Raw genomic sequence first — 13618 nt, 5'->3', positions numbered from 1 at the left:
AATGGAGAACTGAAGCTATGAGCAACCAGCACAAGGGCAACGGGCTCCCCCGCCCCAGCGAGACCGCCCTCGGATTCGGCTTCGTCACACCGGACGACCGGGCGAAGTGGGACCAAGCCCGGCACTACCAGCAACAGGACAAGACGGCCACCGCCGCCACGCAGTTCATCAAGTCCGCGATAGCGGCAGCGTCCGAGGTCGGCCGCGAGCAGAACCAGGCCAGACTGCGCGCAGCACACCAAGTCGCCGCCCAGGAGGAACGCGACCAGTCCAAGGAGACCCTGCGAACCATCACTCACATCGAGACCGTGGACATCCAGGACCGCGACCTCCGTCACCCGCTGGACGAAGGCTTCGAGTTCTGACGGCCAATCGGCCGAGCCGGACCGAACGCCCCAGCCGATGCTGACCATTCAAGAGACCTCTTCCGGTCAACCGAGCCCAACAAAACCAGCGTTACGCAGAAACAGAGAGCAGGGTCTGAACATGACGCAGGTGATGACCGACTCACACCGGCGCGTCGCGAGGCGCGAGTTCATCTCGCGCGTCGCAGCGCGCAGTGGGTGGCCGATCAAGACGGTCACCTCGGTCTACGAAGAGATCTTCGGCGAGCTCATGGACGCGGTCGCCCAAGGCGAGACCGTCGTACTGACAGGCTTCGGCCGCTTCTACCACCAGGCGCACAAGGGCCACAAGGTCCACTTCGGCCAGTCCGCGGTCGACGACTACTCAGTTCTGAAGTTCTCTGCCTCGCCCATCGTGAACCGGCAACTCGAGGGACACCCCAGTCTCACCGACGAGGCGATCGTGGAAGGCGAACCGGCCTAACCATGCGTCCCAGACGCGTACAGCGGCTCAGACCGTCGCAGCCGTCCAGCGACGCAGCCGCTGCTAGCGTCAGTCTCGTGCCCAGTCTGCTGCACCCCGTCACCTTTATCGGACTGCCCGCGTACCAGAAATTTGCCAGGCAACTACATCAGCGCGCACCGGGCACGGTGGGTTCCCCGATCGTCGCCGGAGGCCTCGGCCAACTGGCCGAGGCAATCTGTACGTCCGACGCAGTATTGCTGACCGGCCACGGCTACAGCCCCACATCCTGGGGAGACGATTCGCCGTGGCCGTACGGCGATGCCGCCTGGTATATCGGTGCCCGCAACTGGGGCTTCGGTACAACCCTGCCCGCCTTGGCCGCGGCGCTACACGCCGCCGGGGGTATCACCGCCCAGCTTCTAATCCTTGACGCCTGCGAGAGCGGCAGCACAGCCGTCGTCGACACGTTCCGCAACCTGATGACCCGCCCCGACCACGTCCTGATCGTCGCAGCGGATGGTTACATCGACTGGACCGCGGGCGAGCGCGCCATCCACAACCTTGTCGACCTCGCCAACACGGGTATTCCGGCAATCGAGGCTGCCAGAGCGCTGCCCAACTCGGCGCCTTACTGCGTCGCCTAGCTAACCAACGCCGCATCCAAGGCTGGACGGACATCGGCAGGATCAACACAGGTCTGCCGATGCTCGAAAAAGAGTGCACCCCGGGCGCAATCGCGTCCGGGGTGCACTGTGTGCTCGGGGTTCGTCGTGTGCAAGGCACAGATGTGGTGGTAGTCAATCGTCGGACAGGACCATGATGATGACGAGGATCAGAACCAGCGGGACAAGGACTGCGGCGGTCGCGGCAACGAGATGGCTCATGTCCAGAGGTGCCCGCAGCCAGGCGAGCAAAGAGTCCCAGGACCTGCTGACACCGGTCACGACCCGAGCGAAGAACCCGGCGAGCCAGCCGGCCAGGACAGCAACGCTGCAGCCCGCGAATGCGCTGACTGCCACGACGCGACGAGTCGTGCTGAACATCAGCCGGCCTTCTGCTCGTCGGGGTGATCGTCGGCCGCATCACCGACATATCGGCTCAGGAAGCCGTCGTCCAGTGGATCGAACCCGGTTCGTCCCGTGAAGTCCTCGTAGTACCCGACGGGGTCTACTGCGCCGGGCTCGGTGCGTACCTCGGAGATCGCCTTTGCGATCCACATCAGCTCGTCTGCGCCACTCCAAAGAGGCTTCGTTCCGAGACCGAGGGCGATCGCATCAACGACGTCGGTATCGGTCGCGTCTCCCTGAGCACCAGATCGGCGCGATGGAGGATCTTCGGGCTTTGAAACGAAGCCCACAGCCTTCATCACCGCATCGGGCAGTCCCAGAGAGGCGTAGATCGCGCCGTACTCGTCGTCGACTCCAGCGTCGACGTCGAGTCCTCCGGTGAGATAGATCCAGTAGCCACCAATCGTCAACAAGGTGACGTCGGGTGTGTCCAGCGCATCCTTGAGCTCGGTGAGCACGCGACGTCCGTACTTCTTGAGTGTCGCGAGATCGGCCATCTCGAAGGTCGGCTCTTCGGGGATGCCGCCATCGTCGTCGAGGAACTCGGCCTGAGTCTCAAGCTCGAACGAATCCCACCCGAAGGCACTCGGATCAGTGATCTCGTCCAGAGCCTCCGAACCGGCATCCCAGTCGAGCATGGCGTCGGGAAGCGCGGCGACGTATGCCGTGCTCATACTTGCGCCCATGGCGGGCTCCTTAGTCGATTGAGTCAGGTAGAGGAAGTACAAGAGGCCAGCGCCGGGGATGGCGCTTCGATCAGAGGTCAGTTGTGCCCTCAGGTTGTCGCCTGGTGGCCGCGCTCCGGGCTGCGTCCTCCGTGGACAGATCGTTCAGGACGCACCTGCCGGAGATGTGCTCCTCAAGCCACCAGTCGTGATCGCGCTTCGCGTTGGTCGGCGAGGTGTAGCGCCCGGAGGTGTCCCGCTTCTCGTCACAATGGGGGCATCTGATCCAGGCCATCGTTGTCGCAATCTATGGTGGTCGCGGTAGGCAGTCCATGAGCCTGCTGCGCAACGCAGGGCAAGCATGATGGGCTGGTGGAGTTCGTCCAGTGGCTGCGCTGGACAACGCCGAGCCAGCCGTGAGGTCGGTTTGCTGCTGATCACGGCCGCTGCTGCCAGCGCTGCAGGGCCGGGTTCCAGTCGGCCTCGGTGACCAGACGGTTGAGGTCTTCGGTCGCCTGAGGGTGGTCGGCGCCGCAGCGCACCCAGAAACCGTCCACGCTCGGGTCGCCGTAGACGTACCAGCCGAACTCGCGGCATTCAGCGTTGCCCGGCCACTCGCCGGACCAGGTGTCGTGTCCGCAGTCATGACTCTGTGACGCACCGAGCATGAGGCAGGACAGGCGCTGGCCTCCCGTGGTCAGGCATCGCGCAACGTCGCAGTCGTTGGCGTGCGGTTGTCGGGCTCCCGCGCTGCAATCCGGGCAGGGCCCCGGTTTGCTACTCACGGCTCGTGCCAGCTGACGGCGCCAGCCGCGGGTCGACGCGCAGTGGCCGGCCAGCGGCGAGATCGCCAAGCGTCCGGACCCCACCGCAGGCGGGGCCCTCAGCGGTGCAGCAGCGCAGAGCCGCGACCATCTCTCGCAGGAGCGCGATGCCGGCATCGTCAGAGTCTTCCCAGGCCTTGCGGGAGTGCAGTACGTCGGATTCGATGAGGTCGCGTTCGGCCGACCATTGATCGAACCGGCTGATCAGTTCGTCAAAGGTCTTCATGGGCGGTCCTGGACGCCGCCTTGTAGTAACTCCTCAAGCAGGCGCGCGATCTCGTTTCCTGCGACATCGTGCACAAGCTTGAGGCTCGCGCTGTTGGCTGTCGTCAAGTAGCTGATGACCATGTCCGAGGCTGCGTCCACGGCCGTCAGTGCCTGCACGCCGCCGGTGCGCAGGGTCCGCCTGACAGCGGCTTCGATTCTCTTGCGGGTCTGGCGATTGGCGCCGTTAGGGTCTCTGGCCGAACCGACCATGTAGTCAAGGGGCATGGTGGTTGTCTCCTCAAGACAGCCGTCAGTTGCAGACGGGCGGGCGGGCTTTTGCAGACGGAGGCTGCAAAAGCATGGGTAGGGGCGGTGAAGTACACAACCGGTTTCGTCGTCTGGCGCGGTGTCCCAGGTCGTTCGCCGGGACGCGGCTTTCAACGGCGAGGCTTTGAGCGCCAGGGCGGGTCGTCAGTACTTCGTACGGCGTCGTTGCAGCCGCCATCGATAGAGCGTGCTCGGGACGCGGTTCGACTTCCGCTGGTTGTGGCGCTCGCAGAGCAACTGCCCGTTCCACAACTCGGTCCGTCCCCCGCGGCTCCAGGGAACAATGTGGTCGGCCTGTGTTCCTTGCGCTGGGCAACGTCTCCACAGCGGCGGCTTGTGTTCGCAGCGGCCGGCGGCCTGCTGGATCAGTACTTGCTTCTCGGGCCAGGTGTAGAACCGATTCGGGTCTCGACGCCGGCGGCCCCTGCCTGCATGCCCCGCCAGGATCAGGACTCCGAGCAGTGCGATCGCGGACCAGATGATCTGAGGGTCTGCGTGCACGGCGGTCACTGCAGGTCGTTGCTGAGGGCTATGACGGCGCGCGCGACCGCAAGGACTTCGTTCCAGGCGGTGGCTGAGTGGTCGTCGGTCAGCTTGCGGATCTCGGTTCCTCGGGAGAGGAAGAAGCCGCGGGCGTCGTCGTGAACCTCGATCATTGCGTAAGGCTCATCGGGCTCGTTGGCGAGCACCGAGATCTCCAAGCCCGGCACGAGCCCGGATTCGCGTAGACCGTAGACAACCTGATGGACGGTAGTAACGAACTCCGGGCGCCGAAGGAGCGGCGTGTGGTCGTCGCCGAAGGCCTCAGGGTCTACGAGTGGCTCGCCTGTCGGTGAACCTGCGGCGTCTCCCAGAGCACGGCTGAGTACCTCATCGGAGAAGGTAAGTACGGGACCGAGTTCCTCAACGGAGATGATGCGGCGTTCATTGTGCGGTTCGACATCGCCGGCGTCAGCGGCGGCGTCAGCAAGGCTCGCCGCCTGGACGACGGTCACGGTGCGGGCCTCATCCAGGCGAAGACGCGCACCACGGGGCTCGCGATGCTCATCGCCGGGGTCCAGTTCGGAGATGACGCGGTACTGGGGCATGTCAGACCTGAATCCTGTTGGGTGTGGTGTGAGCGGCGGACGAGGAAGCAGCCTCGGCGTTCGCGGCGAGGTGTTCCGCCCAGGCCTGGACGGTCTTGTCGAGGGCGTAGCAAGCGGTGATGAAGCTGGTGTCGAAGTCGGACAGGTCCCATTCCCAGGTGTCCTGGCCGAGGTAGTCGTCGTGGTCGTTGAGCCACTGGTGCGCGTCCTCGCGGCAACTCTCGACCTGGCGGGCATCCTGGATCAGTTCCTGTCGGCGTTCGGCCGGCGAGGTCTCGGGGATCGGCAGCCCGAAGTACTGCTCTTCGTCGGCCGAGTCGCCGTCGATGTCCAGGTGCGCGAGAGCAGAATTCTGGCGCTGGTGCTCGAGGTAGTCCTCGTAGTGGACGCCGTTGCGCGCGGTGACTCGGCGGGCGACTTCCACGGTCTTCTCGTACTCGATCTGGGCATCGAGCCCAAGGACTGAGTCCTCCTGAAGAGTGTGCGTGACGTACCTGAGGAAGATGTTGTGGGAGTACTTTCGAACGCCGTCATAGCAGTCCCGCCCGACGATTTTCTCCGCCCAATAGGCGAAATCGATCGATGGTGCACCGTCGGAATAGTGGCTGCGGTGGCCGGCGCGGTTGAAGAAGTCGAGCATGTCCTCGATGCGCGCGAAGACGAACCCGGAAGCGAGGTCGCCGGATGTGGCCAGGTGCCCGGGCCACGTGATGACATCCCAGCTCCAGATACCGCCCATCTGCGGGTCACGCATCCGCAGATGCCGGTAGAGACCGTTGTCATGGACGACGTTGAGCTCGTGTCCGGCAGTGTAATTGAGGAAGTTCAGGTACGTCTGGGCGTACGGATTCTCGGGCTTCTGATCATCCATGGCTGGCCTTTCATTCGTGGTGGCCGAGGTACTGGCCGGCTGTGCAGCCAACTGCCAACGGTCACGGCGGGCCGGATTGGCGCCGTGCCTTGGCCTGCAGTGGTTCGAGACGTCGCCGAGCTACCGGAGCCGCACGCCCGCGGGATGCTCAGAAGTCGATGGAGTGCTGGCGGGTGCGGCGCAATGCCACAGCGACGGCGGCGCGCGGCTTCTCCTCGCGCGGCCGGTCGTCTTGGTCGCGGGTGTCGACGGTCTCGAAGGCACCGCGCGGCAAGAGGTAGCCGTCCTTCGACGGCACGGCGTCGCGAACGCGGAACTGCAGCGAGGTCTCCAGTTCCCAGGCGTTGATCGCCTGCAGGCCCTCGCGGTCGAAGAGGTCGACCTGCCCGGAGATCACATCGGTGTCGCCGTCGTCCCAGGTGATGTGGGCCTCTACGTAGGGGGTGAAGGTCTCGTTCCGCTTGATGTTCAGGTCGCCGATGACATCGGTGAACTCCTCGCCCAGGGTGAGCTCGAAGGCGATCGCGCGGAGGTGGTCGAAGTTCACGTCGTACTTGCGGGAGAAGTCGACGACCGTGGCCACCTCCGTTTCGTCGATCCCGGGCACCTGGTCGCGCAGATACTGGGCTACGGTCTCGGCGTCGGGGTAGTCGAAGCGCATGTGGTAGTGGAAGCGGCCGGGGCGGTTGAGCATGTAGTCGTTGACGCGGCGCAGCTCGTTGACCGAGAGGACGTACAGGCGCTTCGTCGTACTGAGTCCGTCGAACAAGCTCAGGAACTGGTTCTGCGCCTCGTTCTCACCCTCGTTCGGGAAGACTTTCTCGAATTCGTCGAAGACGACTACGGTCTCGCCGAGTTCGTCGAGGAACGAAGCGAGACCTGGTGTGGCGTGCTGAACGAGCACGGTGGGAAGGCTCCGTTCATCGCGCATCCGTTCGGCGATCATCCGGACCATCAGGCTCTTGCCCATGCCTTTGTCGCCGGACAGGATGACACCCAGCGACCGGTTCATCGCCGAGTAGCCGCTGGCGATCCGGCGGACTCGTTCCGTATGGTTCCCGTAGATGGCCTCTTCTCCCGATGCCAGGGGCTCGACGCGGTGGAGGGTGTAGCCGCTCAGCTCCGAGAAGGCGATCGTGTAGGTGGCGACCGGCAGCCGTTCGTAGGTCTGCACGGAGTCGCCGTACAGCCGGTACGCACCGCCGGAAGCAACGATCGTGGACGCAGGCATAAAGAGGCTCTCGCTTTCGCAGGATGTGTGAGTGTGGTGGACTGGTTTCGCTCACATGGGGTTGCTCATTCCGGCGGCCCGGACGTCTTGGCTTGTCATCGGCCGTCTCGCGGCCAGCCTGGCTTGTTGGGCGACGCCAACTGGTCACAGACGTCCTGCTCCGCTTCATGGCGTGTACGCCGGAGAGGGGCATCCGCCCGAATCGCCGGGCTCGCTTTGTAGCCGGCCGGGCCGGCGGGACGGAATCGACCGACAGCGACCGTCTCGTCAGCTCCGTGCACCCGTCCACACGAACAGTTGTGCTTGGTGTGACGAGTTCCGCTGCGGCTTCCGTTGCCGTGCTCCCGTCCGCAGGGGCATCTCTTCCACCTGTAGGCCGGGAGGAGTTCGCCTGTAACCTCGGCGTTGCTGGTGTCCATGGGTTCCTTCTCTGACAGGGCAATCGGCCCAGCCCGCATCGATCGGTCGCGTCGACGATTAGCAGCGAAGGTCCGCGGTCAAGGCGACTTCGATGGCCTCGCCGGGCTACGCATCGGGAGCTGCAGGGATGCTCAGGGCGGAGTGACTTTGTAGGCGCAGGAACTGCTCCTGCTACTTGATCTGTCGCGCCTCACGTCACGCTGAGTCCCTCGGGTTGAGCAGAGCGGGCGCCGCCGTGTAGGTCCAGCTCGGTATCAACCGCGTTGTTCGAACTGAGACCTGTTCGCAGAGGTGCGGGGACGCCGGTCGGACGATAGCTACCGTCGGCTTCGTCGAGCACGGATTCCGTCAGGGCGATGGTGGCCGGCATGAGAAATGTGGCCACGAGCGCGGCCAGGCGCTGCTCGTCGGAGAGTACGAGCTCGGGAATCTGACCAGGGCTGGCGAAGAAATGCTCGGCGCGGTTGACGAGGCTGGCCGTACGGGAATCCCGGTTGGGGAAGTGTTCGGCGATCATCTGGCCAGGACCGTAGACCGTGATAACTGAGTAGAGCCCCTGAGGCGACTCTGTCCGCCTCGAGGTCACATGCTGGTAGCTCCGCCTGGAGGTGGTGCATTCGTAGACTTGGATGTCCCACCGGCGGCACAGTTCCGCGATGTTGTTGATGATCGTGTCGGGGTTGGTGTTTGCATGAGCGTGATGCAGTTCGTGGATCATGGAGGCACGCTCTGGAGTGATCGTGCCGGCCAGGAGATCGGAGCTGGTCAGAACACCGATGCATTGGTCCAGTCGTTTCTCACGTGTCTCGTAGTGACCGCGGAAGATGATCCGATTGTCGTGGCAGATGATCAGGTCGTAGGTGGCGTGGGGGCTCTCGATGAATTCGCCGGACTCAACATGGGCGCCGATGGCAGTCACAGCGAACTCCCTTGGCTGCTTCGTTGGTTGGATGGGGAACACCGCAGAGGTAGGCGTGATCGCTGAACGAGGTACCCACCTCTGCGGTGTGTGAAGGACGCGTGTCGTCAGACGGCTTGGGCGACCGTGGAAAAGTCGCCGAACACACCGGGATCGGTGCCGTCGTCGTCCAGAAGATCCGGATCGACGCCGGCTGCACGTGCAGCGGTCTGGGCGTCGCGCTTGGTGAGCAGGCTGACGATCTGCGCGTAGCTGCTCTCGATCGGCGGGTTCTTCACCGTGCCGTAGGACAGGATGTATTCAGTCTTCTTGGCGCGGGTGAACGCGACGTAGAACTCGCGACGGCTCGCCTGGGTCGTCGCGGCGCCTTCCTTGTGCAGCACCACGACGTTGTCGAACTCCATGCCCTTGGCACCGTGGATCGTCGAGACCACCAGGTCGGCGTCGGACTCGGCGTTCTTGGCTTTGCGGTCACGGTTCTTCTGGTTCACCAGCGACTGGCGCACTGCGTTGTGACGGATCTCGAACGACAGCAGGCTGTCTCGCAGGCGCTCGAAGAAGTCGTCCTGCGTGAGCACGCCCTGCAGGTAGAGCTGTTCCCATCCGCGGACGGTCGCGGCGTTCTCGGTCCACCAGTTCGACACCATGCCCGTCACGGCCATCACGACCTTCTGGTTCCCGGCGTTCTTGGTCAGCTTGTCCAGATTGTTCTTGATGCCTTGGGTCACCACGAACGAGGCGGCGGGAGGCTGGACCTGGAGGACGTCGTTCCAGTACAGCTTGATGTATTTGGAGAAGACATCGGTCGCAAAGACTCTGTCGCTGACGAGCGACGCAACATGCCGTTGGGGGTAGACCTGTTCGAGCGCAGTCTGGATCACGGTCACCTCGCGACGCGAGTAGGCCAGGAAGCACACCTGCTCACCGCGGGCCAGGCAAGCATCGACGTAGCGCGAAATGGTGCGGCCTACGATGCCGGCCAGATCCTGGGCGACGAATGATGTCAGCTTCGGCACGGCGCGGTAGTCGAGCGTGACCTTTTCCTGGAAGGATTTCGCCGTCGGGACTGCCAGGGAGTTGGCCTGCAGCTGGATGCCGGCAAACTGGTTGGTTTCCAGATCGCCGAGTACGACGTTGGCGAAGTCCAGGATCTCCTGGTTGGACCGGTAGTTGGTCGTCAACTTGAAGGTCGTAAACACTCCTGAGCCTTCCAGGGTGTTGAGTGCGCGCGGGTTGGCCGACCGGAACTCGTACAGGGTCTGGCTGGCGTCGCCGACGATGAACAGGGACTGGGCGTGTTTGGTGATGTACTTCAGCAGGTAGATGAACTCGAAGATCGAGTTGTCCTGCACCTCGTCGATGATCAGGTACTTGCACTGCACGTTCGTCGGCTCGAGCATGGTGTCGATCCGCTGGTAGCAGATGATGATTTCCAACTCGAGCGAGGTTTGCTTGATCATGTCGAGCAGGGCGATGACCTCATCGAAGTGGTTCTCGATGTAGGTGTTCAGGGCTGTGAACGCGCCTGTCTTGTTCTGGTCGACCTCGAGCAGTCGTAGCCGGAATCCGGCAGCGAAGTCGCTGGTCGGGTAGAAGATGTCGATCGAGTTGATGATCGTGTCGATGCTGGACAGCTCGTGCATCGGGTGATTCAGCTGGTAGATGTCGTTGATCATCCGGGCGATGGTCATCGATCCGACGTCAGGGTTCTTCGCGGTGATGTTGTCGGCTGCGGCGTTGGTGAAGCTCAGCACCGTGACGTCGGAGGCGGCGACACCGCAGCTTCCGAGGTACTTGATGCGTTCGAGGATCACGGTGCTCTTGCCGGTTCCTGCGCCGGCCTGGACCATCACGAGCGGTTCGTGGGTGGTGAGGGCAGCGCGCTGCTGGACCGACAGGTGTGTCGGCATGACCGGGGCCAGGCCCGGCGCGGCGACGGTGGTCAGCTGCGACTTCATTCCTTCGAGGTGGAACAGCGTGTGGCTCATCAGCAGGTTGAGGTTCTGCTTGGACAGTGCCGCCGCGGTCTCGTTGTCGAAGGTGGTCTCGATCTTCTGGTGGATCGAGCGGTAGGCCTCGAGGGGGACGTTGTAGTTTTCCAGGTAGCGCAGCTGTACGGCGAGGGCGTTGAGGTGCTGCTTCGTGGGCGAGGCCGGAAGACCGTCGATGTAGGCGAGGATCTCTTCGGCGATCATTTCGGAGTCCCAGATTTCGGCCTGACGGGTGATGCGGTCGTGGATGTTGAACTCGTTGGTCAGCCAATCGACCAGCAGGTCAGGGTTTCGGTGGGTCAGGCCGATCGCTCGCAGGACCTCGGTCACGAAGGCACCCGCGTTGTCCATCGGGCTGTTGTCCCAGCTCACGAAAGCAGCGGCGGTGTGATGTCCGGGACCGGACGTCGTCGAGGCGATCGGCGTACGCTCGGGCTCGGCGTGGCCCTTCCTGAGGAAGTACAGCTCCATCCGGTACTGGACGACGAAGTCGCGGCTCATCTTCGGAGCGCCGTTCGCGCCGCCGCCGTTCGCGTCTTCGACGAGCTTGGCCCCCTGCGGCGTCATGTCGAAGGCGACGTCCCAGTCTGTCGAACCGGTCTCGACAGCACACCGGTCCTGGTCCTGCGGAGTGGCAAGAGTGAAGGAGCCGCCGGCCTCGGTGAGCGCGCGGCGCAGCACCGGCGCGAACGGGATGCTGGCGGTCGTGATGCCGTGCTGGGTGGAACTCGACTTGACCTCGATGTGGTCGATGGTGCCCGCGGCATGGGCACTGTTGCGGGAGGTGCTGGCCGGGCGCAGGTCGCCGCGGAGCAGGCCTGTCTTGTGTTTGCCGTTGCCGGTCAGCTTCGAGGAGAAGAACTTCGGGTCGACGACCTTGACTGCGGTCGGCATCGTGAGATCGATGTCGTCAAGTAGGAGAGGCATTGTGCGCGCTTTCTGTGATCCGGCGAGAAGGGGCTGGAAGGCATGCCGCAGGGCATCGGCGTGCTGCGCGAAGAGGGGCCGGCGATGTTCCTTCCTGCTTGCGAAGGAGCAGGCGGTGACCACTGGGCGCGACTCGGCGAACCGAGCCGGGAAGGGTTCGCGAAGAGGTGGGCAGATGCCTCGTGTTCCCACCCGTCGGGGCCGTGAGGCCCCGGCCACCGCGCGCCGAAGGCAGCGCGCGGTGGATTGCGCCAGGACCGCGCACGCACCCCGAGCGTCCGGACTGTTGCTTTCAGCTGATGTTCAGTCGCTGAGCTCGGGGTCGTCCGGGGCGGGAGCAACTTGCTGTGCCGCGGTGATCGGAGGTGCCGTCTGTGCGGCAATCAGGGCGTCTTCGATCCAGCCCCTGATCGCACGCGCAGCGGGACGAGCCCCATGGCTGGGTACGAAGGTTCGCTCGGACATGGCAGACAGCTCAGCGTCCGGGAGCGCTGCGGGGAGGACGTGGTTGAGCCGAGGCTTAGCGTCGACGGCTTGTCCCCGCTGATGCGCGTAGTGCGCGGTCAGGACGTCGCGGTAGGTCTGCTCGTCGATGGGGTTGAAGCCGACGATCGTCGAAAAGCGACCGAGCAGCTCGGCGTCGAAGAACTGCGCGAGTGCTGCCTTGAGACTGCGGTTCGAAACGGCCTTCGGGCTACCGCCGAAGCCGACCTGCTGGCCGTCAAGGACGTCGCGGGCTGCGTTGGTTGTCGCGATGACGAACGCCTTGGAGAAGTCGATCCGCTTGCCTCGTGCCGTGGTGATGAAGCCCTCGTCGAGGGCCTGAAGGAACAGGCGCTGCACAGCTCGGTCGGCCTTCTCGAACTCGTCGAGCAGGATGACCCTGTGCGGATTGGATTCGAGCGAATCGAACGGCAGTTCGGCGTTCGAGTCCGAACCGATGTAGCCGGGAGGCGCGCCGATGATCCGGGAGATGGACGAGTCGTGGTGATACTCGGTCATGTTCAGCACGATCGGCTCCTGGCCGGCCAGGTGCTCGGAGATCACCTTGGCGGTCTCGGTCTTGCCGACCCCGGAAGCGCCGGCGAACAGCCAGGCCACTGGTGCTGTGCGCGGGAACACCTCCAGCTGCTCACGCGCGATCTGGTCGACCAGGGTGGTGAGCACAGAGTCCTGGCCTTGCAGCCGCTCGGTCAGAGCGGCGCTCAGCAACGCGACGTCGAAGACGTTCTTCATCGCGTTGCCGGTGACAAGCTGACGAGCAACGTCGACAACCCGGGTCTCGGTGAGCGGCACGCACGGGATCGCTTGGAGTGCCTGCACGGCTGCGGTATCACCGGCCGCACTCGCCACAGCAATGAGCCGTTTCTGCTCGAGGACTCGGTTGGCCATCGCCCGGTCCAGCAGCGTGATCGCATTGTCGGGTCGGTGGGACCCCAGGTGCGAGTTCGCGTCGGCTATCCGGACCACGGTGGCCAGAACGTCGTCGGTGACGCTGATCTGGTACCCGTAGTGAGCCAGCAGGCCGGGCCGGATCTTCTCCAGCACGGTTCCTGTCTGCTCGGGCGTGATTTCATCGACGATGAGCCGGGAGAAGCGGCGTTTGAACGCGGGGTCGTCGTCGAGAGAGCGCGCTTCCTGCATGGTCGTGGCACCGATGACGATCATGTCGCCGCGTGCCAGAGCGGGCTTGAGGATCTGCGCGACTTTCCCGTAGGTGCCACCGTCAGATCTGGTGGTGAGCTGATGGATCTCGTCCATGAACAAGATGACCTTGTTCGCGGGATCCGAGGCATAGGTGACGACCGCCTTCACCTTCTCCTCGAGCGCACCTACCAGCGAGGATCCGGCGACGAGATTCGAGAGTGGCAGCTCGTAGACCGTGTGGTTCCTGAGCCGATCCGGGATGAGGGTGTCGCCAAGGGCAATGCGCCGGGCAATATCTTCGACGATTTTGGTCTTGCCGACACCGGCGGGACCGACCAGCAGCGCGTTGGGCTTGGTCCTTCCGATGAGTATCGAGAGCATCTGCTCGGTCAGCCTGTCGCGGAACAGCGTGGGCTCAGCGTTTCGGTACTTCTCGTTGTAGTCGATGAGCATCTCTTCAACGACATTGCCGTTGGTGTCCTCGTCGTCTCCGATAGGCAGACCGACAGCGAAGCCGGACGGGCCACCGGGTCCACTCGGCGAACCCGTGTCATCGTCGGGACGGCCTGTGAAGTTCTGGAGGCCCATTGATCGTGCTCCTTCGCGGGTGAAATGTGGCGAGAC

15 protein-coding genes are annotated in these 13618 nt (G+C 63.9%); 3 read left to right on the top strand and 12 right to left on the bottom strand.

Annotation, left to right across the window (positions count from 1 at the left end; translation table 11 throughout):
- Nucleotides 1-17 precede the first annotated feature (17 nt).
- From E1261_RS00625 to E1261_RS00615, 3 genes are all read left to right on the top strand, one after another.
- The gene (locus tag E1261_RS00625; protein ID WP_132399998.1) at nucleotides 18-365 is read left to right on the top strand and encodes a hypothetical protein; all 348 of its coding nucleotides are present in this window, start codon (nucleotides 18-20) and stop codon (nucleotides 363-365) included.
- A 121-nt stretch (nucleotides 366-486) separates the two neighbouring features.
- The gene (locus E1261_RS00620) at nucleotides 487-828 is read left to right on the top strand and encodes an HU family DNA-binding protein (RefSeq protein WP_132399995.1); all 342 of its coding nucleotides are present in this window, start codon (nucleotides 487-489) and stop codon (nucleotides 826-828) included.
- Between the two features lie 77 nt (nucleotides 829-905).
- Nucleotides 906-1454: a hypothetical protein gene (locus E1261_RS00615; RefSeq protein ID WP_132399992.1), complete on the top strand. Its 549-nt coding sequence runs from the start codon at nucleotides 906-908 to the stop codon at nucleotides 1452-1454.
- Nucleotides 1455-1607: 153 nt separating this feature from the next.
- On the opposite strand, the gene E1261_RS00610 is transcribed toward E1261_RS00615, so the two are convergent.
- From E1261_RS00610 to E1261_RS00555, 12 genes are all read right to left on the bottom strand, one after another.
- Nucleotides 1608-1853, bottom strand: coding sequence for a hypothetical protein (locus E1261_RS00610; RefSeq protein WP_132399989.1), 246 nt, complete (start codon nucleotides 1851-1853; stop codon nucleotides 1608-1610).
- Entirely contained in the window at nucleotides 1853-2563 is a 711-nt protein-coding gene (locus E1261_RS00605; protein ID WP_132399986.1) for a hypothetical protein, read from the bottom strand. Before E1261_RS00605 ends, E1261_RS00610 begins: the two co-directional genes overlap by 1 nt.
- A 416-nt stretch (nucleotides 2564-2979) precedes the next feature.
- Nucleotides 2980-3210 carry a hypothetical protein gene (locus E1261_RS00600; RefSeq protein ID WP_020385299.1) on the bottom strand — a complete coding sequence of 77 codons (231 nt, stop codon included), beginning with the start codon at nucleotides 3208-3210 and terminating at the stop codon, nucleotides 2980-2982.
- Between the two features lie 109 nt (nucleotides 3211-3319).
- The gene (locus tag E1261_RS00595; protein WP_020385298.1) at nucleotides 3320-3592 is read right to left on the bottom strand and encodes a hypothetical protein; all 273 of its coding nucleotides are present in this window, start codon (nucleotides 3590-3592) and stop codon (nucleotides 3320-3322) included.
- Nucleotides 3589-3858 carry a hypothetical protein gene (locus tag E1261_RS00590; RefSeq protein ID WP_132399983.1) on the bottom strand — a complete coding sequence of 90 codons (270 nt, stop codon included), beginning with the start codon at nucleotides 3856-3858 and terminating at the stop codon, nucleotides 3589-3591. The genes E1261_RS00595 and E1261_RS00590 overlap by 4 nt, the downstream gene beginning before the upstream one ends.
- A gap of 186 nt (nucleotides 3859-4044) precedes the next feature.
- Nucleotides 4045-4401: an HNH endonuclease gene (locus E1261_RS00585; RefSeq protein WP_157630302.1), complete on the bottom strand. Its 357-nt coding sequence runs from the start codon at nucleotides 4399-4401 to the stop codon at nucleotides 4045-4047.
- 5 nt (nucleotides 4402-4406) lie between these two features.
- Nucleotides 4407-4988, bottom strand: a complete 582-nt coding sequence (locus E1261_RS00580) for a hypothetical protein (RefSeq protein ID WP_132399980.1) — start codon at nucleotides 4986-4988, stop codon at nucleotides 4407-4409.
- A gap of 1 nt (nucleotide 4989) precedes the next feature.
- Entirely contained in the window at nucleotides 4990-5859 is an 870-nt protein-coding gene (locus E1261_RS00575) for a hypothetical protein (RefSeq protein ID WP_132399977.1), read from the bottom strand.
- Between the two features lie 148 nt (nucleotides 5860-6007).
- Entirely contained in the window at nucleotides 6008-7090 is a 1083-nt protein-coding gene (locus E1261_RS00570) for an AAA family ATPase (protein WP_132399974.1), read from the bottom strand.
- Nucleotides 7091-7700: 610 nt separating this feature from the next.
- Nucleotides 7701-8429 (bottom strand): hypothetical protein, encoded by a 729-nt coding sequence (locus tag E1261_RS00565; RefSeq protein ID WP_132399971.1) that lies wholly within the window; start codon nucleotides 8427-8429, stop codon nucleotides 7701-7703.
- Nucleotides 8430-8536: 107 nt separating this feature from the next.
- Nucleotides 8537-11347 carry a UvrD-helicase domain-containing protein gene (locus E1261_RS00560; protein ID WP_132399968.1) on the bottom strand — a complete coding sequence of 937 codons (2811 nt, stop codon included), beginning with the start codon at nucleotides 11345-11347 and terminating at the stop codon, nucleotides 8537-8539.
- A gap of 303 nt (nucleotides 11348-11650) precedes the next feature.
- Nucleotides 11651-13582: an AAA family ATPase gene (locus tag E1261_RS00555; protein ID WP_132399965.1), complete on the bottom strand. Its 1932-nt coding sequence runs from the start codon at nucleotides 13580-13582 to the stop codon at nucleotides 11651-11653.
- Between the last annotated feature and the right edge of the window lie 36 nt (nucleotides 13583-13618).

Origin of the sequence: Kribbella albertanoniae, from assembly GCF_004348455.1 — a bacterium.
Taxonomy (GTDB): domain Bacteria; phylum Actinomycetota; class Actinomycetes; order Propionibacteriales; family Kribbellaceae; genus Kribbella; species Kribbella albertanoniae.
This window is presented reverse-complemented; position numbering and strand designations above follow the sequence as displayed.

What these genes read in the sequence shown, in the direction of transcription:
- E1261_RS00625 (WP_132399998.1), top strand. Translation starts at nt 18, where the DNA reads ATGAGCAACCAGCACAAGGGCAACGGGCTCCCCCGCCCCAGCGAGACC.
- E1261_RS00620 (WP_132399995.1), top strand. Translation starts at nt 487, where the DNA reads ATGACGCAGGTGATGACCGACTCACACCGGCGCGTCGCGAGGCGCGAG.
- E1261_RS00610 (WP_132399989.1), bottom strand. Translation starts at nt 1,853, where the DNA reads ATGTTCAGCACGACTCGTCGCGTCGTGGCAGTCAGCGCATTCGCGGGC.
- E1261_RS00605 (WP_132399986.1), bottom strand. Translation starts at nt 2,563, where the DNA reads ATGGGCGCAAGTATGAGCACGGCATACGTCGCCGCGCTTCCCGACGCC.
- E1261_RS00600 (WP_020385299.1), bottom strand. Translation starts at nt 3,210, where the DNA reads ATGCTCGGTGCGTCACAGAGTCATGACTGCGGACACGACACCTGGTCC.
- E1261_RS00595 (WP_020385298.1), bottom strand. Translation starts at nt 3,592, where the DNA reads ATGAAGACCTTTGACGAACTGATCAGCCGGTTCGATCAATGGTCGGCC.
- E1261_RS00590 (WP_132399983.1), bottom strand. Translation starts at nt 3,858, where the DNA reads ATGCCCCTTGACTACATGGTCGGTTCGGCCAGAGACCCTAACGGCGCC.
- E1261_RS00580 (WP_132399980.1), bottom strand. Translation starts at nt 4,988, where the DNA reads ATGCCCCAGTACCGCGTCATCTCCGAACTGGACCCCGGCGATGAGCAT.
- E1261_RS00575 (WP_132399977.1), bottom strand. Translation starts at nt 5,859, where the DNA reads ATGGATGATCAGAAGCCCGAGAATCCGTACGCCCAGACGTACCTGAAC.
- E1261_RS00570 (WP_132399974.1), bottom strand. Translation starts at nt 7,090, where the DNA reads ATGCCTGCGTCCACGATCGTTGCTTCCGGCGGTGCGTACCGGCTGTAC.
- E1261_RS00560 (WP_132399968.1), bottom strand. Translation starts at nt 11,347, where the DNA reads ATGCCTCTCCTACTTGACGACATCGATCTCACGATGCCGACCGCAGTC.
- E1261_RS00555 (WP_132399965.1), bottom strand. Translation starts at nt 13,582, where the DNA reads ATGGGCCTCCAGAACTTCACAGGCCGTCCCGACGATGACACGGGTTCG.